The organism is Fundidesulfovibrio putealis DSM 16056 (genome assembly GCF_000429325.1).
Lineage (GTDB): Bacteria > Desulfobacterota > Desulfovibrionia > Desulfovibrionales > Desulfovibrionaceae > Fundidesulfovibrio > Fundidesulfovibrio putealis.
This window is the reverse complement of the sequence record NZ_KE386885.1, coordinates 202,473-223,223: the sequence shown is the minus strand read 5'-3', so window position 1 is coordinate 223,223 and position 20,751 is coordinate 202,473. Positions and strand designations below refer to the sequence as shown.

Here is a 20,751-nt window from a genome sequence, read left to right as displayed (position 1 = left end):
CCTCACACATGATACCTATGCTTTCACCAGTTTTACCGGCGATTGGTAGAACACCGCGCTCGCGCCGATCTTGTCCACCAGACCGGTATTCTTCAGCACCGGGTCCAGCCGCATGGCCGCGTTGGCGTGGATGCCCGCCGCGCGTCTGGCATCGGGGGTGATCTTCTTGCCGTCGATCTCCCACGCGCCCGCACCGTAAGCCCAGTGCCCGTGGCCCAGTGAGAAGCTGACCACGCCGGGGCGAAGCCCTTCGAGCACCTTCACCTTGCCAACCACCGGCTTCTTGCCAAGCGGCCCAAGGTCCCAGACCCCTTCGGGGTTGGAGGCCGAGAGCACCCTGACCGCATCGCCGTCCTTGAGGCCCATCCTGGCCGCGTCCGCCGCCGAGACCTCCACGAAGTTCTCGGGGTACGGGGCCTGGAGCCAGTAGTTGCCCGAGGTTCGGGACTTGGTCTGGGTTATGGCCTTGTAGGTGATGAGCGTCAGGTCGTAGCCGTCCTTGGCGTCCGGCAGGGGATTTCCCGCCACGTCCAGAGGGCCGGGAACAAAACCTGCGAAGGGCAGGTAGGGCTTTCCGGTGATGGAATCCTTGGCCTTGAAGAGGTTGTCAAAGTAGATGCCCACCATCTTGCCGTACTTGTTGGCCAGTTGCCCGTCCTTGTAGGCCTGGGCGTATTCTTGGAAGCGCCCGCCCTTGTTCAGGATGGTCACCACGCTGGGCCACAGTTCGGGGCCGACCAGCGCCTCCCAGCGCTTGGCGTCGAACACCGTGGGAGGCAGGTGCGCGCGGGCCTTCAGGAAGATGTCCATGTCCTCCTTGGAGGCGGGGGGCAGCTTTTCGGTGCCGTCTGCCTTATCGCCGAAAGCCAGGTTGGCGACCATGCGGATGTACATGTCGTCCTGGTGCTTCAGATGCAGCCCCTTGCCGAAAGCGTCCTCACCAAAGCCCGACAGCTTGAGCTTCTCAGCCAGCCCCAAAAGCAACGCCTCGAAGTTGATGGGCATCTGCTGCCCATAGACGGTGCAGGTTTCGGTCATGGGCTTGGCGGCGGGCTGGCGGAACGCGCCCACCTTGGGAGCCATGGAGGGATGCGAGCCCACGAACTCCCAGCGTTCCAGGTAGGTCAGGTCCGGGAACACATAGTCAGCGTAAATGCTGGTCTCGCCCACGGTGATATCCGAGGTGATGAACAGCGGTATCTTCTTGGGGTCGGCCAGGATGGCTGCCAGGGCGTGCCCGGCTGGAAGCGAATACACGGGGGTGCCCATGTAGAGCAGCAGACACTTGAGCTGGTAGGGGTACATGTCCCCGGCGCTGGGGATCACCTCCTGGTAGACGTCCGAGGCGAAGGGGTACCACACGCGCTTGGCCGGGTAGCCGGTGAACAGCGAGGACTTGTCGTAGCTGGTTCCGTGGCGGATGATGGAGATGCCCCAGCCAGGCATTTTGGCCGGATGTTTGGTCAGATTGAAAGGCTGGCCCTCGCGCGATCCGTCGTGGGTGAAGGTGGTGGCCTTGGACAGCCCCCCCATGTAGTCATGGTTGCCGATCAGCACGTTCACAAGCATCCAGGAGACCACGTTCTGGAACCCGGACGTGTGCTGGGACACGCCCCGGTGCAGGTCGCACACCGCGCGTTTGCCGTGGGAGGTGAACTCCCGGGCGATCTCGGCCACATCGGCGGAGTCCACCCCGGCCAGCTTGCACCACTCGTCGAAGCTCTTGGAGTTGGCCTCGTCGGCGTACACCTGGAGCGCGGTCTTCACCGGGATGCCGCCCAGGTCGCCGGAATAGAGCACCTGCCCTTCCACAACGTTCTTGTCGTCGTTGGGGTCGAAGAGCACGGGCTCGCCCTTGTCGCTAATGGCGATGAACGGGTCGAAACTCCACTCGGACTTGCCGTCCTTGGTGGGGCGCTTCTGGGCTTCCATGCCCAGGTCCGAGCCACGCAGGAATACCGTGGGCTTGCCCTCGGGAGAGAGCTTCACCAGCCAGCAGGCCTGGGTCCAGGTGGGCTCCTTGTCTGCCTTGGCGGCGGCTTGGTTGGCGTTGGCCAAGTATCTTGCGTCGAAGCGCTTGTTCTCGATGATCCAGCGAATCATCGCCTGGGACAGCGCGCCGATGCCTTCGGGCCTGACGGGCAGCCACTTCCAGGCCCTGGCGGCGGTCTTGGAGCAGCGAGGGTCGGCCACGGCGATCTTCACGCCGTCCGCCGTGAGCTGGCTGATCTTGCTTGCGCGAAGCGGCGGACCGTAGTTGGCCTCGAAGGGGTTCGCCCCCACGAAGAAGATGAACTCGGCGTTGCCGGTGTCGGCCTGCCAATAGAACTTGGAGCCGCCGGTGAATTTGCCCTCCTCGAACTGGTCGGACATGGCCTTGCAGGAAAAGTACAGCGAGCCCTGGCACACGGTGGTGTGCCCATGGTAATTGTAGGAGCCGCCGGAGAACTCGGTGAAGCGCCGGACGAACTCGCTGCGCCCGCCTTTCAGACGTCCCCAGTTCAGGCAGAACTGGTTGTTCTTCACGCCGAAGTCCGGGTGGTCCGGGTCGATGAGGTACTTGAGGTTCTCGGCGTGCTTGGCCTTGAAGTCGGCCAGGGTCATTTTCTTGTTGGCGACTTCGGTTGCGTCCTTCCTGAGGGCGTCGGATATCTTGGGATCGCGGCAGGTCAGGATGTCCTTCAGGCCGTCCACCTTGCCCTCTCCGAAGAGGTCGCCGCCTTCAACCACCTCGGCCACGGCCTGCTCGAAGGGGATGGCCTTCCACTTGTTCTCGCCGCGCTTGCCCGCCCGCTTGAGCACCTTCACGATGCGGTAGGGGTCATACAGGGTCTGGATGCCCGCGTAGCCCTTGGGGCACAGGGGGGCGTCCATGAGCGCGGCCTCGGCCATGGGGGTCTTGTAGGGAAGCTGCGGGGTCAGGGTCCACGGCGAGAGGGGGTTGCCGTCGATCTTGACCACGTTGCCGTTCTCGATCTTCACCTTGATGCCGCACTGGGTGTTGCACTGCTGACAAGCCGAAAAGATCATGCCCTCGGGCTTGTAGCCCTGGTAGGGGCTCTGGGGCGCATCGCCGGGCGTAGCGGCCTGGGCGAGGCCTTCACCTGCGGCCAGGGCGCAGCCGAGAAGCGCGGAGGATTTCAGGAAGTCTCTGCGGTCCATAGGAATACCTCCTCAGCTGGCCTGATGAGTTTGAGGGCCGGAGCCGTACAGGCTCGGGAAAACCTTCGGCCCCATGACGAAGCCGAACAACGCAAGACCGCTGACGCCAGCGGCCAGACTCCATTCGGCCAGGCTCGGCAGGTAGGTGAGCATCAGGCGCGGGTGCTGCCAGGCTTTCTCCAGGCCCGGAAGCATGGCCACGCTCTGGGCCGGAACCACGAAAGCCCAGCGCGCTCCGGCGAAGCCGATCAGGATGAGCAGGCAGGCCCACGCAGCCAGACCGGGATTATCCTTGGCCTGGGGCAGCAACAGCAGGGGGACGGCGAGCCCCAGCACCACGTGCAGGCCCCAGAAGGTCCAGGCGCCGGGTCCGCTGGCCAGATTCTTGAGAGCCGCGACAGTTTCCGCCCGTCCGCCCTGCCAGCCGATCCACAGCCACAGACCCTCCAGGAATGCGAACAGCACCATCAGCCAGAATACCACCCGCGACAAACGAGTCACGGCTATCCTGTCAGCTTTGCTCCACCATGCCAGGGCGCACACCAGCGCGCCGCCGCACAGAAGCGCCGCCGTCACGAACATAACCGGGATCACAGGGCCGCTCCACAGGCCGTGTCCGGTCAGCACCGAGAAGAAGAAACCGTTGGTGAAGTAGAAGCAAAGCCCCACCGGGATGGACACCCAGCTCCAGAAGGAGACCACGGCGTCATCCATTTTCGCGAAGGCCCAGGCCTTCAGGAAGGAGACGATGAGCACGGAGGTGAAGAACAGGAACATCCAGAACATGGGCGAGGTGAGGCTCGGCGAGAAGACGAAGTTGAACATGCGCTCGAATCGGCCCAGGTCGGAGGCGATGGCGATGCCCGCGCAGACCTCGGCCACCAGGGCCGCGTAGGTGGCCAGTCCCCCAAGGGGCTTCAGGTCCTTGAAGCCGAACACCTGTGTCAGGGCGGAAATCAGGAGCCCTCCAGCCGAGAACCCCACGAACAGCAGGTACATGACCACGCCCATGCCCCACGGCACGTAGGACCCGAGGTTCGTGCCTCCGGCGCGGTGGATGAACGCGTCCACCACGGCGTACGCCAGGGCGGCCAGCCCGAGAAGGCTCAGATACAGGAGCGATGGTTTGCTGACGCTTGTATGCATGGCGTACCTCCTAAGCCAGGTAGTGGACGTTGGGGCGCGTACCCAGTTCCGCCTTGAGCGCATAAGCGCGCGGCGACCCCATCAGCTCGCTGACCAGGGAACCCGGATCGGTGCGGTCACCGAAGTACGTGGCCCTGCCGACGCAGCTGGTCACGCAGGAGGGAAGCTGTTCCACCTCCAGCCTGTGCAGGCAAAAGTGGCACTTGCGGGCGTTGCCCACGGGGGACCCTTTGCCCCGCTGGCCCCACGATTTGGCGTATTCGGGAGCGTTCTGTTGTTCGTAGGCGCGGGCGGCGTAGCGGCCCTGAATCAGGCCCGGCTCCTGGGGTGTCCTGGAGGTGTAGAAGCCCCCGAAGTCCGAACAGCGGGCTCCGTAGGGGCAGGCAGCCAGGCAGTAGCGGCAGCCGATGCAGCGGGTGTAGTCGATGACGGTCACGCCCTGGGCGTTCTTCCAGGTGGCGGTTACCGGACAGACAGACACGCAGGGGGGATTCTCGCACTGCATGCAGGGGCGCGGCAGGAAACGGCGTCCCACGTTGGGGTAGGTTCCGGTCTCCTCTTCCATCACGGGGCGGTAGACCACACCGGGGCCGAGGCGGTTTTCCGAGGCGCAGGCCACGGCGCAGGCATGACAGCCGATGCACTTCGCCTGATCGATGACCATGGCCCATTTCACCTGACTTTGATCCTTGGCCAAGGCCCGCTTGAGTTCGCGGTACATCCTGACCAAGGGGTCTTCCATCGGCAAACTTCCGCTCATGACCTCCCCCTCGTTATGGTGGTTATTCGCAGGATCTTTCCGAACAGCTCCTGTATTCATGAAGTGAGGCGATATCCTTGCGCGTCAGGTCAAGCTCCGCGAGGTGCTTGCCCAGCACAGCCAGGATGTCGCGTGCGAATGGTCTCTCATCGCGAGAAAGGCTGTAATACGCCCAGGTCTTGCAACGGCGGTCAGTGACCAGTCCGGCGTTTTTCAGGTGCGCCAGATGGCGCGAAACAGTGGATTGGGGCATGCCGAGGGCGTGGGTCAGGTCGCAAACGCATAACTCGCCTTCAAAGAGCAAGCCGATTATGCGCAGGCGGGTTTCATCCGTGAGAGCCTTGAACAGCTGCGAGGTGTACTTCATGGTCATTCCTTAATCCGAATAAGCGGATTAAGGCAAGGGCCATGTTACATTTCCGTGACAGCGGGAGTTTTCCACGGAGGAACCGGACCGACGCCCGGCCCGAAAGCGTCAGGATTTCAGGGTGCGCTCAAGAACAGTGGGCGTCCCCACCGCACGAAGAGCAGCATTTCCCTTTGGGGACGTACTCCATGATGCTTCCCCGGGAATCCAGTTCCAGGTGGCAGCAATCCTCGATCATGCGCCGCATCCGGCTACGCCCCCTAAGGATTCGGGATTTGACGGCTGCCAGGGATATTCCGAGCGTATCCGCCACCTGCTGTTGCTTCATCCCTTCCAGGTCCGCAAGGACCAGCGCCTCGCGAAGCTTCAAGGGGAGGGAATTCACCATGGGCGTCAGGCAGTTCCCGATTTCCCTGATAGGGCCACTGTCCGGGTCCGGACAGTGGCCAGCCAAATCTTCAGGGATCATCTCCATGGGGCGTTTGCTTCGGAAATAATCAACCACGGCGTTGCGTGAGATCGCGAACAGCCAGGCGCGCGGGTGCGCTATCCGGGTTCGGGCGTTCAGGCTGGAAAGCATCTTGAGAAAGACGTCCTGGAGGATGTCCTCAGCCTCGGCGGGAGATTTCACCCGCCGCAGGATGAAGGCTTTGAGTTCCTCCCTATGTTCGCGCCAGTTCGTTTCCAGCTGATGCCGCATTGCCTGGCTCCTAAGCCTTGGCGGCCTCGATCGCCGCAGACGAGATGATCCCCCCCAAGGCGAGTCCGGGGAACATTTCTTCCAGTATCTTTGCGCTCTCCTGGTTCGTGCGGATGGACACGTCACGAAACCCCGCGTCCCGCATCATACTCTCCAGTTTCTCCACGCGCTCGGCTCCGGCAACGCATTCGGCGTGAAGCAGGACGTCCTTGCGGATGTCTTCGGGGATGTCTGACAGGGCCACGATATCAGCCAGGGCGATCCTGCCTCCGGGTTTGAGAACCCGGAAGGCCTCCCGGAACACCTGGGCCTTGTCCGTACTCAGGTTCACCACGCAGTTGGAGATCAGCACGTCCGCTTCGTTGTCAGCCACGGGCAGATGTTCGATCTCGCCCAGCCTGAAGGCCACGTTGGCGCACTGGATGGCCTGTGCGTTCCTTCTGGCTTTTTCGACCATCTCCGGCGTCATGTCCACACCGATGACCCGCCCGGTTTCACCAACTTGGCGTGCGGCGAGAAAGCAGTCAAATCCCCCGCCACTCCCCAAGTCCACCACGACCTCTCCCGGCTTGAGCGCGGCAATGGCCTGGGGGTTGCCGCATCCCAACCCCATGTTGGCCCCTTCCGGCATATTGTGGAGTTCCTGCATTGAATAGCCAACTTTCAAGGCGAGGTCTTCCACCGTGGCCGGGTCCTTTGAGCCGCAGCACCCGCTTTCGCAACAGCCGCTGCCCGCGCCAAGCGCCGTTTTCGCGTATCTTTCGCGGATGGTCGCCCTGATTTCGCCAGCATTTCCGTCTTTCATGTCACCGCCTCCGTTGCCGCTTATGCGGCGTCGTGTGCCATGAAGACGGACAAAGCCTCAAAAGGATGCATAATGAAAAGCCCCCGCCGGACGAGACTGGCTCCGGCAGGGGCAAAAGGCGCGTCGTTTGAGGACCACCTTGTTGGGGGGAAACACGAAAGGGAATTTATCGCATACTTTGAAATGAAAATTTCCAAACCGACTATGCCAATACAAAGTGCGCAACCACATTTCAGCGAATGCGCACCTTGACCATCCGCTTCGAACGAAGAGGCTCAGGAAAGGTTCATTTTGGTATTCTCGAACTCTTCCTTGCTGATCTCTCCATTGGCATAACGTCGCCTAACGATGCCAAATGCTTCGTCATCTGCCTGTTGTTGTCCTCTAGAGAACGGCCATCTACAACAAGACCCCATTCTGAACCGCATAAATAGCTGCATAAACAAAACCATAAAGACGATCATACCAAGCATGATTATTGGTATAAACCAGCCACCTACCCCGTAGTAGTTCCAGAAGCACATAAATAACTCCTTTCAACAAGGGGGGGAGAAGCGCCCCCCCGAGCCTAAGGTTTTAATAAACGAGCTGTGTATTACCGACCTAAGAGGAACAGGCGCAGCACGCCTCACCAGCAGCCCGGACCAGTGTCGGTTCCCCGAGCCTAGCGGCCATCTGCTCGGCCACGTCCAGGGCAAGGCTCATGATCTCCACCTCAGGCATTTCGTCCACGCTGAAGAGCTCCCTGTCGAACTCAATGAGGGAATCCGTGATGACCACGTCGGGCTCAAGCCCTTCCAGCACTCCCTGCATCATGCGTGTGGCGCACTTCAGGAAGCACCCTTCCATGGCGATAACCTGGGATGCGTTGCGGACCAGGTTGCGCTGGCCGGTGTCTTTGGTGAACGCCCCTCCGAGGCAGACCCGCACCGTTTTATCCCTGAGCAGCGAATGGCAAAGGATGTTGGACGCCTGCCGCGCGATCTCGCCCCGCAGGCAGGAACCCTCGCAGCACATGATGGCCACGGGTTTGACCGACTCGCGGGCGGAATAATCCTCACAGAGTTGGCAGACTCCGACCGGTTTGCGGATGTAGACGGTTTCGATTTCCTTTTCGCGCACAGCCGGGTTTTCAGGGACGGACTTGTTTCCAGAACAGCTCATGGCTAAACCCTCCAAAATTGGTTTTGCCCCTTAAGACGTGCGCCGCCGTCGAAAGGTACACCCTGGCGCGAAGTATTCGCACAACCTGAGCTACTTGCCCGTTGAGTGGACCGCTGGTAGGGACCGTAACCGCCAGGAGGAATGAGAATGCCTGCAACAATCGATTTTCAGACCCTGCACGGCCGCTACAGGCCGGGCATCCTGCGCTTTCTGCGCCGCATGGTGGGAGAGGCGGATGCCGAGGACATGACACAGGTGGTGTTCGAACGGGCCAACCGCTCCCTCAAGGAATTCAGGGGCGACTCCTCGGTGGCGACATGGCTGTACCGCATCGCGACCAACGTGGCGGTCGATCTGCTGCGCAGCCCCGCTTTCCGCCGCCGGGACGCATCGCTTGAAGAAGTCGGCGAACCCGACGCATCGACGCTCGCTGAACGGCCCTCCAACAGCGAGCACCAGGCGATCAGAAACGAGATGAACGCCTGCATCCGGGAAGTGGTCGAGGGGCTTCCCGCCAACTACCGCGCCGTGCTGATCCTGTCAGACCTTGAAGGGTTCACGCCCGCCGAAGTCGCCGCCCGGCTTGGGCTCAGCCTCGAGGCGGCCAAGATCCGCCTGCACCGGGCCAGGGGCCGCCTGCGCCTGGCCCTTGAGCAGGCGTGCCAGTTCTACCGCGACGATCTTGGGCAACTGTCCTGCGACCGCAAGCAGGGGGACGGCATCTAGCGTCGCGTTCACACAAATTGTGTTTCCGCCGCGCGCCACCGGAGACGCTGCCCTGGAGGCCCGGTTCTTGTGTTGAGCAAGGCCGCATGCCCTTTGCCAAGAATGAGCCGCATGTCCGCCCCGTCCGGATAGCCCCGGTGCAGGTGCCGGCAGGCCCTGTTTGATTCCTGCCACCGAGTCGGTTCCGCCTCTTCGCCGCCAAGTGTACCTTTTCAGCCGTCGCTCTCGTCCATGATTCCAAACACCATTTGGAGGTACACGATGTCCGCTCTCAACTCTCAGGAAACGCTCGTTCTCATCGGCGCGGCCATGGCCGCCGGATGCAGGCCATGCCTTGACGTCGCCCTGGGCCGCTGCCTCGAACTGGGCATAGACCCGCGCGAGGTCGCCCGCGCCCGCGAAATCGGCTGCATGGCGGCGAACCGCGCCAGGGCCGACATGGACGAACACTCCCGGGCCTCATTCGGGGAATTTGTTCCAGGTGCCAATGAAAGCACCATCACAACGACGTGTTCCTGCGGCTCCGGTCCTTCCTGCACGGGGGCGTAGGCGCATATGGACCGAACGGAAAGGAAGAACGCCATGGACGCACAGGATATCGGATTCATCGGGGGCGGCCGGATAACCGCGATACTGCTGGAAGCGATGGACCGCCGGGGAATGGTGCTGGACGGGCTCTGTGTCAGCGATCCGAGCGAAGCCGTGCGCGAGGGGCTCTCGAAACGGTTTCCGTCCATAGTCGTTTGCGATGACAACCGGAGACCAGCGGGCCGGGCCATCGTCTTCGCCGCGCTGCATCCGCCCCTGTTCAAGGAGGTTCTCCCCAGCCTGGGTGCGGCCTTGAAGGAGCAGTCCGTCCTCGTGTCCCTCGCTCCGGTGCTCAGCTTCGCCAAGCTGAGCCAACTCGCGGGCGGTCACCAGCGGATCGTGCGCATGATCCCCAACGCGCCCTCCCTGATGAACCAGGGCTACAACCCGGTCGCTTTCGCGCCGGGGGTTCCCGGGGATCAGCGGGCAGCGCTCGATGAGCTGTTCGACGTCTTTGGGGAGCACCCGGAAGTGGACGAGGCAAAGCTTGAAGCCTACGCGATACTGACCGCCATGGGGCCGACGTACCTCTGGTTCCAGTGGCAGAAGCTGCGGGAACTTGGCGAAAGCTTCGGGCTCGCCCCGCACGAGGTCGATGGCGGCCTGGAGGCAATGATCATCGGAAGTGCGAAGCTCCTGTTCCAGTCCGGAATGTCGTTTGAGGACGTGGTGGACACTGTGCCGGTTAAGCCGCTTGCGGATGTCTCAGGCCAGATCGAAGAAATCTACTCGGCCAGGCTGACGGCTTTGTTTGGCAAGCTCAAAGGCCGTTGAGCGCATGGACGCCCTGGAACCGGTTTATCCCGGTCCCAGGGCGTTTGTTTCTTTGAGGCGGGAGGAAAATCCAGGATGAACTGCCTGATCTCGTCGCGTACGCGCCGGTAAGCAGGTTTGCCCAGATCGTGTGCGCAGATGCCAAACCTCATGTCTCTACTCGCCGGGCTGGCATTCTCATCGTCAATTGCAGCAACCCGTATACTCCCGGTAGGCAAGACCTTTGGGTAAATGCACTCTGAAATGTGTGGCACGACGTTCAATCCTCGTTCTACGTTATCCAAGACGATGAAAGTACTTGTGGGGAAAATCCCGAACCTTGGGCTTATGCGCGCGAAGCCCCGGGAGTACGGCAAGGGAAGGGGGCCCAGCCGGGCTCACAGACCCCAGGCTGGGTTGGATCTATCCTGGCGGTGAAGACGGTTCACAGGGGGCACCTAGGCTTTAGCAGGAGCCCCCCCCAGCTTTCGGGCGGCTTAGCTTATGCCTCGCTTCACGATAGGTTCTAGCGCGGAGGTCGACTTCCGCTCTTTGCCCGGTGACGTCCCGCAGGAGCCTGGTGCGGTCTGCGGGGTGGTTTGGCTTTTGGCTCTGGATAGCATTTCCGGTTGTCACGAGGAATCGAGCGGCCAACCTCGGCGAGGGGGACTTCCACGATGTCCCCGCGCTCAATAGTTCGACCTAGGCCCCACGACAATGCGAGCCTGAGATGCCGTATGTGGTCGGGCTCTTGGTAGCCTCCCGTATTCTCATCGGGCTGCGGAGGTTCCGTTTCTCCTGGCCAGTCCTTCACCAGATAGGTCCCGCAACGCATTGGACCACGTTTGGGCAAGGGCTCTTGCTCCCTTCTGAACTTCTCGACCGATGATCGTTTCCATGGACTTGGGAAAGTGTAACGCTTTAGTTGCAACAGATTTAAGACCGGAACCCTGCGTCTTTTCATTATGCTTGCTCCTATTCGCCTCTAATGCCAAATTAGGAATCCACGGACACTTCATCCGGATATTTCGCGGCCTACTTTAAATGGTTCGGGAGTATGTTCAGGGGGGCGTCAACATCGTGCGAGGTTCCACGGGCTTCATCAACCAGCCCCTTTAACGGTGTTCTTGCCATTGCCTGTGAGTTGTCCAAAAATATCACCCGCCACATCCGACGCGCGTAGCAAGGCTTCATCCCGTAGGTGGGCATATCGCTGAGTCATCCTGGGGTTCTTGTGTGTGAGCATCCGCTGTAGCGTGTGCAAGTCCACCGCGCCGCTGGAGGCCAAGGTGGAGGCAAAGAGGTGGCGCAGGCCGTGCATGGGGCGAAACTCGGCAGGAAGGCCAGCACGGGCTTTGATGCGGTTAGATGCCACCTGGATGGTCACGCGCTGCTTGCCGCCCTGGCCTGGGAATACGTAGGTCGTGCCGGGTTCACGCGGATGGCCTTCGAGAACTTGGCGGGCCATTGTGTTCATGGGGATTTTTTGGCTTTTACCGCCCTTGGGTTCGCGGATGTGGATGAATCCACGATCAAAGTCCACGTCGCGCCATTCCAGCTTGAACAACTCCCCGCGCCTCATGCCCGTATAGAGGGCAGTCAGCATGAAATTTTTAGCCTGGATGTTGGGTTCGTCCTCCAGGGCTTGAAGAAGGCGAGCCAGTTCCTCGGGGTTCAAGTCCTCGGTAGTCTCGTTGTCCACGCGGGGGATGGTAATGTGAAGTTGGCGCGGATCAGGCGCGGCGGTCAGGCCCTTGCTCACGCCGAAGCGGATGATGCGCTTGAGCAGGGCCAGGATATGCTTGACCGTCTGGGGAGTCTTGGTCTTGAGCAACTTTATGCGCAGACGGTCTACGTCCAGCGTGATGATCTCAACGGGTTCTTTTTTCCCGAAGGCGGGGAACAGGTACTTGCGGGCGCGGCTATTATCAGTCCTCAGCGTGTGCGCCCCTGGCCGTTCCGGGTGATGGGCGCGGTACTCTTCCCATAGGCGCTCAATGGTCCAGCGATTGCCCTCGGCGTCCTTGGCGGCCTGTTCCTTCTCTCGTTTCTCCGCGTTTGAATCTTCGCCTTCAATCCTGCGGGCGCGGATCGCGTTTGCCTTGGCCGGGGTCATGTCGTCCTGAGCCTGCCTCCCGGCTTTCTCCTCGACCAGCTTCCCATCGCGCCGATACCGGATGTAGTAGACCCGCTCCACCGCGCCCGTGGCGTGTGACTTGGCCTCGATATAGGTCACGCCGGGGTACTTGGTCTTGTGTCGTTTCGCGGCAGGCATCGGGGTTCCTCCTTCGGGGCGTGGGGAGAAAATGCCGACAAGCAGCCTTGAAATTCTTCCCCACACTCTTCCCCACACGCGAGCTAAAAATAGGGGTGAAACGGGAGTAAGTCAAGCGAGTGAAGTTCTGTTATTATGGGAGTTGTTGCGGAAGGATAGTAGCCGGGAGGAAAATGTATTCACGGCCTTTCACGCCGTTAACAGGGGTTCAAATCCCCTTGGGGACGCCAGCGAATTCAGGGGCTTACGAAGATTCTTCGTAAGCCCCTTTTTCGTGCCCGAAGTGCGGCGCGAGACCATCCTGAGCCCCGTCACGGAGCCGACCCGTAGTTCGTCAGCGCGGTCATGCCGCCCTGGATGCTGACCACGTCCCGGAACCCCGCGTCATGGAGCGTCACCAGGGCCTCGTAGCTGCGCGCCCCGGTGTTGCAGACCACCACCACCTGCTTGTCGCGCGGTATCTCGGCGCAGCGTTCCTTGATGCTGCCCTGGGGGATGTTGTGCCAGCGCTCCTTCCCCAGGCATTGCAGCAACTGCCTGGCGTCGGGCTCTTCCCGGCAGTCCAGGAAGTAGGGGCTCGAGCCGTTGCCGTTGCCCTTGGCCCAGAGGGCCTCGAACTCGTCCGGCCCGACCACCGCGTTGCGCCCGGCCAGCAGGTTGTCGGCCATGTTCCCCAGGCTGTTCAGGATGTCCATGGCCGAGGAGAACGGCGGCGAATAGGCCATCTCCAGGTTGCTCAGGTCCTCAAGCGTCGGCTTGAACTTGAGCATGGCGGCCACGGCGTTCACGCGTCCCACCATGGCGTCCCCCGCGCCGCCGAAGCCCTGAATGCCAAGAATACGCCGGGTGCCCTTCTCGAACACCAGCTCCAGGGTCATGGACTCCTTGGTGGGGTAGAAGTGCGCCCGGTCCGGCTGGACGATCAGCGCGCTCATGGCGTCGTAGCCCCGCTCCAGGGCGGAGGGCAGGGTGAGCCCCGCGCCCGCCACGGACCTGTCGAACAGCTTGACCACGAAGGAGCCCAGCGCCCCCTCGAACTGGGCCGTTCCCCCGGCCAGGTTGGTGCCGATGACCCGGCCCTGGCGGTTGGCCATGGAGCCCATGGGCAGGTAGAATGTGTCGCCGGTGATGAGGTGGCGCATCTCGATGCAGTCGCCGCCGGCGAAGATGTCCGGGTCGGAGGTCTGGAGGCGCGCGTTCACCAGGATGCCCTGGCGGTGTGACACGTCCAGCCCGGCGTCCCTGGCCAGGGCCGAGTTGGGCAGCACCCCGGCCCCAACGATCACCAGGTCGGCTTCCAGCCTTGATTTGTCGGTGCGCAGGCAGTTCACGCGCCCGTTCTCACCGCTTATATCCACAAGCGACTCGCCCAGGTGGAACCGCAGCCCCTTGGAGCGCAGGTGCTTGAGCGCCATGCGGGCCAGCACCGGGCTTATGGCGCGCGGCAGGATCTGCGGGGCGATCTCCACCACGGAGGTGTCCACGTCCCACATGTCGCGCAGTGCTTCGGCCATTTCCAGACCGATGAACCCGGCGCCAACCACCGCCGCCTTCTTGACCCGGCCCTTGGCCACGGCCTCGCGGATACGCTCGGCGTCGTGCAGGTTGGAGACGTGGAACACGCCCTCCAGGCTCTCGCCCGGCACGTTGAGCCAGCGCGGCGTGGCCCCGGTGGCGATCACCAGCTTGTCGTAGGGGATCACGGCTGTTTCGCCGGTCTTCACCACCCGCGTGTGCACGGTCTTGGCCTTGCGGTCGATCTTCACGGCCTCGACGCCGGTCAGGGCGTCCACGCCCTTGGTCTGGCAGAAGAACGACTCATCACGGAGCATGTGGAAACTCGTCTCGCGCAGTTGGGAGGCGTCGGACACGTCGCCGGAAACAAAGTACGGGATGCCGCAGCCGCCGTAGGAGATGACGTCCTCGCGGTCGATCATGGTCACGCGCGAACCGGGTTCCATGCGCTTGAAGCGCGCCGCAGCCTTGGGGCCGAGCGCCACAGCGCCGATGACCACAACATGTTGGGGCATTTCGTCCTCCTTGGCCGTCCGGGATTGTTCCGGGACGGCCACTCTGGAACAGATTGGGCGGCGACCCGACGGTGGGGGGGTGCCGGGCCGCCGCCCTCGCGCATGGCGCCTTGGCCGTGTGTTCCGGAGCCGGAGACGCCAATCCCTTGGCTCCGGGGGTACACGGCCCAGGCAGCTTCCAAGACCTCGAGGGGTCTATTTCTTCAATGCGTCCTTGGGGTGGCACTCGGCGCAGGCCACTGGCCCAGCGCCCTTTTGCGCGTGGCAGTTCTCGCATTGGCGATGGTAGGCCCGCATCAGCGGCATGGCCAACTTGCCCCCCGCGAGGGTGTGGCATTCGGAGCACTTGGTGCCCACGGAATCACCGGACGGGTCCAGTTTGCCGTTCTTGTACAGGTGATGGCAGGCCTTGCAGTCCGCGATCTTGGCCTTTTCATTGTGCTGGTCGTGCTTGAAGGGCACCGGCCCCCTGCGCATGGACGCGAAGGCCGGGTCCGCCAGGGCCTTGATGTCGTCCTGGGAGTAGAGGCTCCCGCACAGCGCCATGAGCGTCAGGGAGGCCAGGGCCAGAGTCAGGATTTTCCTTTTCATGGTCGCCTCCTAGGCCTCGGCCCACGGTTTTTCCATGCATTCGTAGATGACGTCGCCCAGGAACTTGATCTTCATGTCCAGCTTGTAGTGGTGGATGATGTCTTCCAGGCCGCCGTGGCAGTTGTGGCAGGGGGCGATGACGGTCTTGACCCCGGTGGCCGCCAGCTGCTCGGCCTTGATCTTGTTGCCGAGAACGCGGGTGTTCCTGAACGGTGGCCCGCAGTTGATGACGCCGCCGCCCGCCGAGCAGCAGTAGTTGTGCTCGCGGTTGGGGGTCATCTCCACCAGCTCCGTGCACAGGGCGCGGGTGACCTCGCGGCCCATCTCGTGCAGGCCCATGCCGCGCACGATGTTGCAGGGATCGTGGAAGGTGACGGCCTCGCCGAACTTGTCCTTGATCTTGATCTTTCCGCTGGAGAGAAGCTCGTGGTAGAACTGGACCGCATGCACCACGGGCACGGGCTCGCCCTTCCAGCCGAGCCACCTGTTGCCCACGTCGTGCACGGAGCGGAAGGCGTGGCCGCACTCGCCCATGACGATGCGCTTCACGCCCAGGCGCTGGGCGGTTTCGAAGTGGGCGCGTTTCAGGCGTCCCATGATCTCGTAGTCGCCCGAGTACATGGCCATGTCCGAGTTGTCCCAGCCGGGGGTGGCGGGCATGGTCCAGTCCACTCCGGCGGCGTGCATGATCACGGCTGCCTGGTAGATCAGCTGGGTGCGGAACTTGGGTTCGGGTCCGATGACCGAATACATGATCTCGGCCCCGTGCTTCTCCAGGGGGATGCGCAGGTCGGGCACCTCGTCGCGGGCCTCGGCCTCCTGCCACATGAGGCTGTCGATCCACTCGTCTTCCTTGACCCACATCTGGTTCATGGTGGCGGAGTGGCTGTGGGCGGTGTCCTGGATGTACTGGGGCGTGACGCCGAGCTTGTGGCAGATGCGCCGCATGAGCCCGATGACGTAGGCGATGTCGATGCCGAAGGGGCAGTACATGGCGCAGCGCTTGCACAGGTTGCACTCGGTGTAGGCCACGCGCGCTGCCCGGCCTATGAACTCGGGGCTCACGTTGCCGCCCTTGTCCAGGATCTCCCACATGGTCTGCTTGACCTTGCCCACCGGCGAGTAGCGGGGGTCGCGGTCGTGGGAGTGGAAGAAGTGGCAGGCTTCGGAGCACAGGCCGCAGTGGGCGCAGGTGTCCACGTAGGCTTTCAGGCGCGCTCCGCCCTCGGCCTCCAGGACCGCGCCTATGACCTTGGCGATCTTTTCATCCGTGAGCCTGGCCACACCGGCGTCCAGACCCTTGTCCGCGACCAGTACGTATGGCTCTCTGGCGACTTGGGAACTCATGTCGTCTCCTTGTTGATTCTAGCGGGTTACCAGTCGCGGGCGTGGCGGACCGCGCCGAATTCCGAGCCGATGTAGGCCCTGGTCAGGGGGGCGTAGATCATGTGGCTGAGCCGTGAGAACGGTATGGCCACCAGCATGGCTTCGCCCGACAGGATGTGCAGGATGGTCATGAGCTGCGCGCCGCCTATCTGATGATAGGCCAGGATGCCCGTGATGAAGGGGGCGGCGGCCAGGCCCACGATGGCGTAGTCCGAGGCCGAAGTGACGTAGGCCACTTCCGGCACGGTGAGCCGACGCACCACGAAGAAGACGCACGCGCCCACCACGATGAAGCTCATGGCGTCGGCCGCGCCGTCTGGCAGGGTGGCCCAGGAGATGCCGAAAGCCTTGTCCAGCATGGCCACGTGCCCGATGACGAACAGCGGCGCGATCAGCAGGAACAGATGGAACACGAAGGCCACGATGGTGAGCGCCGGGTTCTTCTTGGAACTCTCGTTCATGAAGGGCACGATCCAGTGCAGCATGGAGCGCAGGGCGTGCGGCAGGCTGAAGTATTCGTAGACGTAGACGTCTTTTTTGCGCGCGAGCACCGCCATGGAGTAGAGCCGCCATGCGGAGCCGCCGATGAAGAGCGCAAAGCTGACCCAGACCAGCGGGCCGCTGACGAACTGGTATAAGGCGTTCACATATCCCTCCTGCCCGTTAGGCGGCTCCGGGGGCGTCCACGGACACGACCCGGCGGATGTAGCTGTTTGCATTGATGCATTTGACCAGCAGCCTGGAGCCGTCCGGCGAGAAGACCGGATCCTGGCAGCTGCCCGGACTCACGGCCAGGACGCTGCCGTCCAGGGCTGTCACCTTCTCTCCGTTCACCTCGGCCATGACGGCCACGCGGCGCCCGTCCGGGCTGAACGTCGGCGTCCAGACCCGCTCGAAGGAGGCGTCCCAGGCTCGCCCGTCCACGATGACGGTCCAGTCGCCGGGTTTGCCCGCTGCTGCGGCGAAGTGCTTCCCGTCGGGGCTGACCACCAGGTCCTTCACCACGTCGTGCGTGGTGGCCCAGGGGGCGTCGTCCACGGCCACGGTCCACTTGCCGAACTCGTGGCTGACGATGGCCGCAACGCTCTTGCTATCCGGCGTAAAGAGCTGATGCCAGAGCTGGTAGTAGTCGCGGTTCCAGGCGCGCTCGCCGTCAATCGCCAGAGTCCACTTCCCGGCCAGGCGCACCGGCGCGGCCACGCGCTTGCCGTCGGGGCTGAACACCGGCTCCCACACGCCGCCGAAGTTCCTGCGCCAGGGCGCTCCGTCCACGGCGATGGAATATTCGTAGAGGTTCAGGCGGATCTCGGCGGCCACCTTGGATCCGTCCGGGCTGAAGGTGACGCCCCAGACGTTGACGAAGCTCTTGTCCCAGGTCTCGCCGTCCACCGAGGTTGAGAAGATGCCGGTGAGGAACTTGTCGGTCTCGGCCTGGCCCAGCGGCTGGGTCTGCACGGCAGCGGCGGTCTTTGCGCCCACTGGGCTCATGCAGGAGTTGTTGGCGTTGGCGTAGAGGTTCTCCCAGGGTACGCCGTTCACGGCCAGGCCGTATTCGCCGCCGCTCTGGATGCACACGGCGATGTCGGAACCGTCGCGGCTGAACATGGGGTTCCAGGCGAAGTCGAAGGTTTCCTCCCAGGCCTCGCCGTCAACGGCCATGGTCCAGACGCCGTCGGTCTGCACCAGCGCTGTGAGCCGCCCGTCCGGAGCGTGGCGCAGGTTCCAGATCTTCTCGAACGGTTCGGCCCAGTCCACGCCGTTGACGCACACCGTGAAGGCGTCCTCGCCCGCGAGCTTGCCCACGGCGGCCACCTGGTTGCCATCCGGGCTGACGACGGGTTCCTCGACCCAGTCGAAGCGCTCATCCCAGTCGGCGAGGTCGGCCACCGGACGGCTTCCCGTTTGCCAGTCGAAGTCCTTTGAGTAGAGCATTCTGTCTCCGCGTTGTGTTCTGCCCGCGCGCCTAGGCGTGGTGCGGGTGTTGGAAGTGGTTGTTCAACATGTCGCCGCGATGGCTGGAGTAGAAATCCAGGATGAACTGTTTCAGGGCGAATTCCTTGTCGATGGCGCAGCCGCACTTCTTGGCCTTGTGGAACACCTCGATCACCGAGTCGCCCATGCGGGCGCAGGCCAGGAAGCACAGCACCCCGGCGGGCCGTTTGCCGCCGGATGAAAACGCGTGGATCCTGCCTCCTGCCGAGTCGGCTATGGCCATCCGGAAGCGGTCGATCTGGGCCACGTCCACCTTGCGCCTCGAGATGGGCACCCGGATGTAGGCAAGCCCCAGTTCGCGGGCCTTGCCGCTGATGTCCTCGCCGCCCTCCCCCTCCTCGCGGGCGTCCAACAGGGTTCTGACCCCGCTTTCGGCCAGTTTCCTCAAGCCCTCGTCACTGGGGACGCCGCCGACGCTGATGCCTTCGCACGTGGTGCATTCGTCCATGTTTTCCCTCGCTTGTGAGGTGTTCCGGCACGGCGTTCCCGTCAGTGCCGGGATACGGCTGATGCTTTTGGGGGACGGCCTGGGGCCGTCCGGGCGGCTCCTGTTGAGCAAGGCCCGTTCCTGAATGTTGCACCAGAGATATTCCCTGTTATTGTGGCGTGTTGGATGGTGCTGGCAGTGGACGAAAGGGGTTCGCGGGCAGCACGCGATGCACTTCTGCAACATCCGGCGTTGCAATATGGCATCACGACGTGCGAGAGAGGGGGGGGAGGACCTCGCGCCGGAAACAGGGCGCGGTCCAGGGTGCGAAGCCCGGCGCGACTTGCCCCGTATCCCGGCGGGAACGCGCACGCATGGCATGGGCGCTGCAACCGGACCGGACATGTTCAAACGGCCTGGAACCGGCGGCAACCACGGGACAAGTCCGCCAGGCGCGGACGGAGAACCCCGCATGAGCCTCAAGGAATGGCTGGACAAGGGCCTGATCCTGGACTCCATCGGCCTTGGCGTGTTCGCCGTGGATCAGGACTGGAACGTGGTTTATTTCAGCCGCGAGGCTGAGCGGGTCACGGTTTTTTCCGCGCGCGAGGCCATCGGCAGCAAATGCTGGGAGGTGTTCTGCACCGAGTTCTGCAACTCGCGCTGCTACCTGCAGAAGGCCATCAGCCAGGGAAAGAGCGAGGTGAAGCGCCGGGTGCATTTCCTGAGTCGCGAAGGCAGGCGCATCCCCCTGGAGATCACGGCTTCCGTGCTGCGCGACGCCAAGGGCAAGGTGATCGGCGGGGTGGAGTGCTTCTCGGACAAGCTGGTGGCCGCGCCGCCACCGCCCCAGGGCAGCTCCTCGGACATCATCGGGCGCTCCAAGCCCATGCAGCGCCTCTACGCCACGCTGGGGGCCATCTCCCGCACGGACGCCGCCGTGCTGCTCACCGGCGAGACCGGCACCGGCAAGGGCGTGTTCGCCCGGGCCATCCACGCCAGCAGCGCCCGGCGCTCCGGGCCCTTCGTGGATGTGAACTGCGCCGCCCTGCCCGAGAATCTTCTGGAATCCGAGCTGTTCGGCTACCGCAAGGGGGCCTTCACAGGGGCCAACCGCGACAAGCCAGGCCTGTTCGAGGCGGCTTCGGGCGGCACCATCTTCCTGGACGAAATAGGCGACCTCCCCCCCGGCTTGCAGGCCAAGCTGCTGCAAGCCCTGGAGGGCGGGCGCTTCCATCCGCTGGGCTCGGTCAAGCCCGTGAGCGTGGACGTGCGGGTGATCTCGGCCACCAACCGGGACCTGCGCACGCGGGTGGCCTCCGGCCAGTTCCGCTCGGACCTGTATTACCGGCTGCGGGTGCTGGAGATGGAGCTGCCCCCGCTGCGCGAGCGCCCCGGCGACGTGGACCTGCTGGCCGACCACTTCGTGCACATGGCCGCCGCGCGCTACGGACGCCGCACGCCCATCATCTCGGCCAACACCCGGCGCACCCTGGCCTCCTGCACCTTCCAGGGCAACGTGCGCGAGCTCAAGCACGCCATGGAGCACGCGGTCATCCTGTCCCAGGCCGACACCATCGAGCCGGACCACCTGCCGGAGTACATCCTGGGCGGCGGCAACACGCCTCCCCGCCTGGAGGGCGTCACAGGCGCAGGGGGCGAAGGCGGCGGGACCATCCAGGCCAGGGAGCGGGCCATGCTGCTGGAAGCGCTCCAGGAGCACGGCTTCTCCATCTCCGAGACGGCCAACGCGCTGGGGGTGAACCGAACCACCCTGTGGCGCAAGATGAAGAAGCACGGCCTGTAAGCGCTTCTGCCTGCGGCGTTCGCCGCCCCTCTTGACAGCCCTTCATATCACTCCTAGTTATGAACATAGTTT

The 20,751-nt window shown here is 63.2% G+C and carries 18 protein-coding genes and 1 tRNA gene; 5 read left to right on the top strand and 14 right to left on the bottom strand.

Annotated features, from left to right (window positions below):
- Positions 1-15: 15 nt before the first annotated feature.
- The 7 genes from G453_RS0117725 to G453_RS25000 form a co-directional block, all read right to left on the bottom strand.
- Complete coding sequence (locus G453_RS0117725) at positions 16-3,162, bottom strand: molybdopterin-dependent oxidoreductase (protein WP_027192108.1); 3,147 nt, start codon at positions 3,160-3,162, stop codon at positions 16-18.
- A 12-nt stretch (positions 3,163-3,174) separates the two neighbouring features.
- The gene (gene nrfD / locus G453_RS0117720; RefSeq protein ID WP_027192107.1) at positions 3,175-4,308 is read right to left on the bottom strand and encodes an NrfD/PsrC family molybdoenzyme membrane anchor subunit; all 1,134 of its coding nucleotides are present in this window, start codon (positions 4,306-4,308) and stop codon (positions 3,175-3,177) included.
- A 10-nt stretch (positions 4,309-4,318) separates the two neighbouring features.
- The gene (locus G453_RS25005; RefSeq protein WP_043646320.1) at positions 4,319-5,068 is read right to left on the bottom strand and encodes a 4Fe-4S dicluster domain-containing protein; all 750 of its coding nucleotides are present in this window, start codon (positions 5,066-5,068) and stop codon (positions 4,319-4,321) included.
- 22 nt (positions 5,069-5,090) lie between these two features.
- Entirely contained in the window at positions 5,091-5,441 is a 351-nt protein-coding gene (locus G453_RS0117710; protein WP_027192106.1) for an ArsR/SmtB family transcription factor, read from the bottom strand.
- A gap of 121 nt (positions 5,442-5,562) precedes the next feature.
- The gene (gene sigZ / locus G453_RS0117705; protein WP_027192105.1) at positions 5,563-6,135 is read right to left on the bottom strand and encodes an RNA polymerase sigma factor SigZ; all 573 of its coding nucleotides are present in this window, start codon (positions 6,133-6,135) and stop codon (positions 5,563-5,565) included.
- Positions 6,136-6,145: 10 nt separating this feature from the next.
- Entirely contained in the window at positions 6,146-6,940 is a 795-nt protein-coding gene (locus tag G453_RS0117700; protein ID WP_027192104.1) for an arsenite methyltransferase, read from the bottom strand.
- 603 nt (positions 6,941-7,543) lie between these two features.
- Entirely contained in the window at positions 7,544-8,104 is a 561-nt protein-coding gene (locus G453_RS25000; protein WP_051272583.1) for a putative zinc-binding protein, read from the bottom strand.
- Between the two features lie 147 nt (positions 8,105-8,251).
- On the opposite strand from G453_RS25000, the gene G453_RS0117685 reads away from it, so the two are divergent.
- The 3 genes from G453_RS0117685 (at position 8,252) to G453_RS0117675 (ending at position 10,192) form a co-directional block, all read left to right on the top strand.
- Entirely contained in the window at positions 8,252-8,830 is a 579-nt protein-coding gene (locus tag G453_RS0117685; protein ID WP_051272582.1) for an RNA polymerase sigma factor, read from the top strand.
- A gap of 261 nt (positions 8,831-9,091) precedes the next feature.
- Positions 9,092-9,379, top strand: coding sequence for a hypothetical protein (locus G453_RS0117680; RefSeq protein WP_027192101.1), 288 nt, complete (start codon positions 9,092-9,094; stop codon positions 9,377-9,379).
- A 33-nt stretch (positions 9,380-9,412) separates the two neighbouring features.
- Positions 9,413-10,192 (top strand): pyrroline-5-carboxylate reductase family protein, encoded by a 780-nt coding sequence (locus G453_RS0117675; RefSeq protein WP_027192100.1) that lies wholly within the window; start codon positions 9,413-9,415, stop codon positions 10,190-10,192.
- Between the two features lie 1,081 nt (positions 10,193-11,273).
- Here the strand turns inward: G453_RS0117675 and G453_RS0117670 are convergent.
- Positions 11,274-12,446: a tyrosine-type recombinase/integrase gene (locus tag G453_RS0117670; protein ID WP_027192099.1), complete on the bottom strand. Its 1,173-nt coding sequence runs from the start codon at positions 12,444-12,446 to the stop codon at positions 11,274-11,276.
- Positions 12,447-12,601: 155 nt separating this feature from the next.
- On the opposite strand from G453_RS0117670, the gene G453_RS28190 reads away from it, so the two are divergent.
- A tRNA-OTHER gene (locus tag G453_RS28190) sits at positions 12,602-12,676 on the top strand.
- Positions 12,677-12,757: 81 nt separating this feature from the next.
- Here the strand turns inward: G453_RS28190 and G453_RS0117665 are convergent.
- The 6 genes from G453_RS0117665 to G453_RS28500 all read right to left on the bottom strand — a co-directional run bounded on the left by G453_RS0117665 (position 12,758) and on the right by G453_RS28500 (position 18,893).
- The gene (locus tag G453_RS0117665; protein ID WP_027192098.1) at positions 12,758-14,476 is read right to left on the bottom strand and encodes an FAD-dependent oxidoreductase; all 1,719 of its coding nucleotides are present in this window, start codon (positions 14,474-14,476) and stop codon (positions 12,758-12,760) included.
- A gap of 195 nt (positions 14,477-14,671) precedes the next feature.
- Complete coding sequence (gene tmcA / locus G453_RS0117660) at positions 14,672-15,067, bottom strand: acidic tetraheme cytochrome c3 TmcA (protein ID WP_027192097.1); 396 nt, start codon at positions 15,065-15,067, stop codon at positions 14,672-14,674.
- A gap of 9 nt (positions 15,068-15,076) precedes the next feature.
- Positions 15,077-16,414, bottom strand: coding sequence for an electron transfer complex ferredoxin TmcB (tmcB, locus tag G453_RS0117655; RefSeq protein WP_027192096.1), 1,338 nt, complete (start codon positions 16,412-16,414; stop codon positions 15,077-15,079).
- Between the two features lie 26 nt (positions 16,415-16,440).
- Positions 16,441-17,100 carry a TmcC family electron transfer complex membrane anchor subunit gene (gene tmcC / locus G453_RS0117650; protein ID WP_027192095.1) on the bottom strand — a complete coding sequence of 220 codons (660 nt, stop codon included), beginning with the start codon at positions 17,098-17,100 and terminating at the stop codon, positions 16,441-16,443.
- A gap of 16 nt (positions 17,101-17,116) precedes the next feature.
- Complete coding sequence (gene tmcD, locus G453_RS0117645) at positions 17,117-18,385, bottom strand: electron transfer complex subunit TmcD (protein ID WP_027192094.1); 1,269 nt, start codon at positions 18,383-18,385, stop codon at positions 17,117-17,119.
- A 31-nt stretch (positions 18,386-18,416) separates the two neighbouring features.
- Complete coding sequence (locus tag G453_RS28500; protein WP_027192093.1) at positions 18,417-18,893, bottom strand: protein-tyrosine phosphatase family protein; 477 nt, start codon at positions 18,891-18,893, stop codon at positions 18,417-18,419.
- Between the two features lie 451 nt (positions 18,894-19,344).
- Here G453_RS28500 and G453_RS0117635 point away from each other — a divergent pair, with 451 nt between their 5' ends.
- Complete coding sequence (locus G453_RS0117635) at positions 19,345-20,679, top strand: sigma-54 interaction domain-containing protein (protein ID WP_027192092.1); 1,335 nt, start codon at positions 19,345-19,347, stop codon at positions 20,677-20,679.
- Positions 20,680-20,751 lie beyond the last annotated feature (72 nt).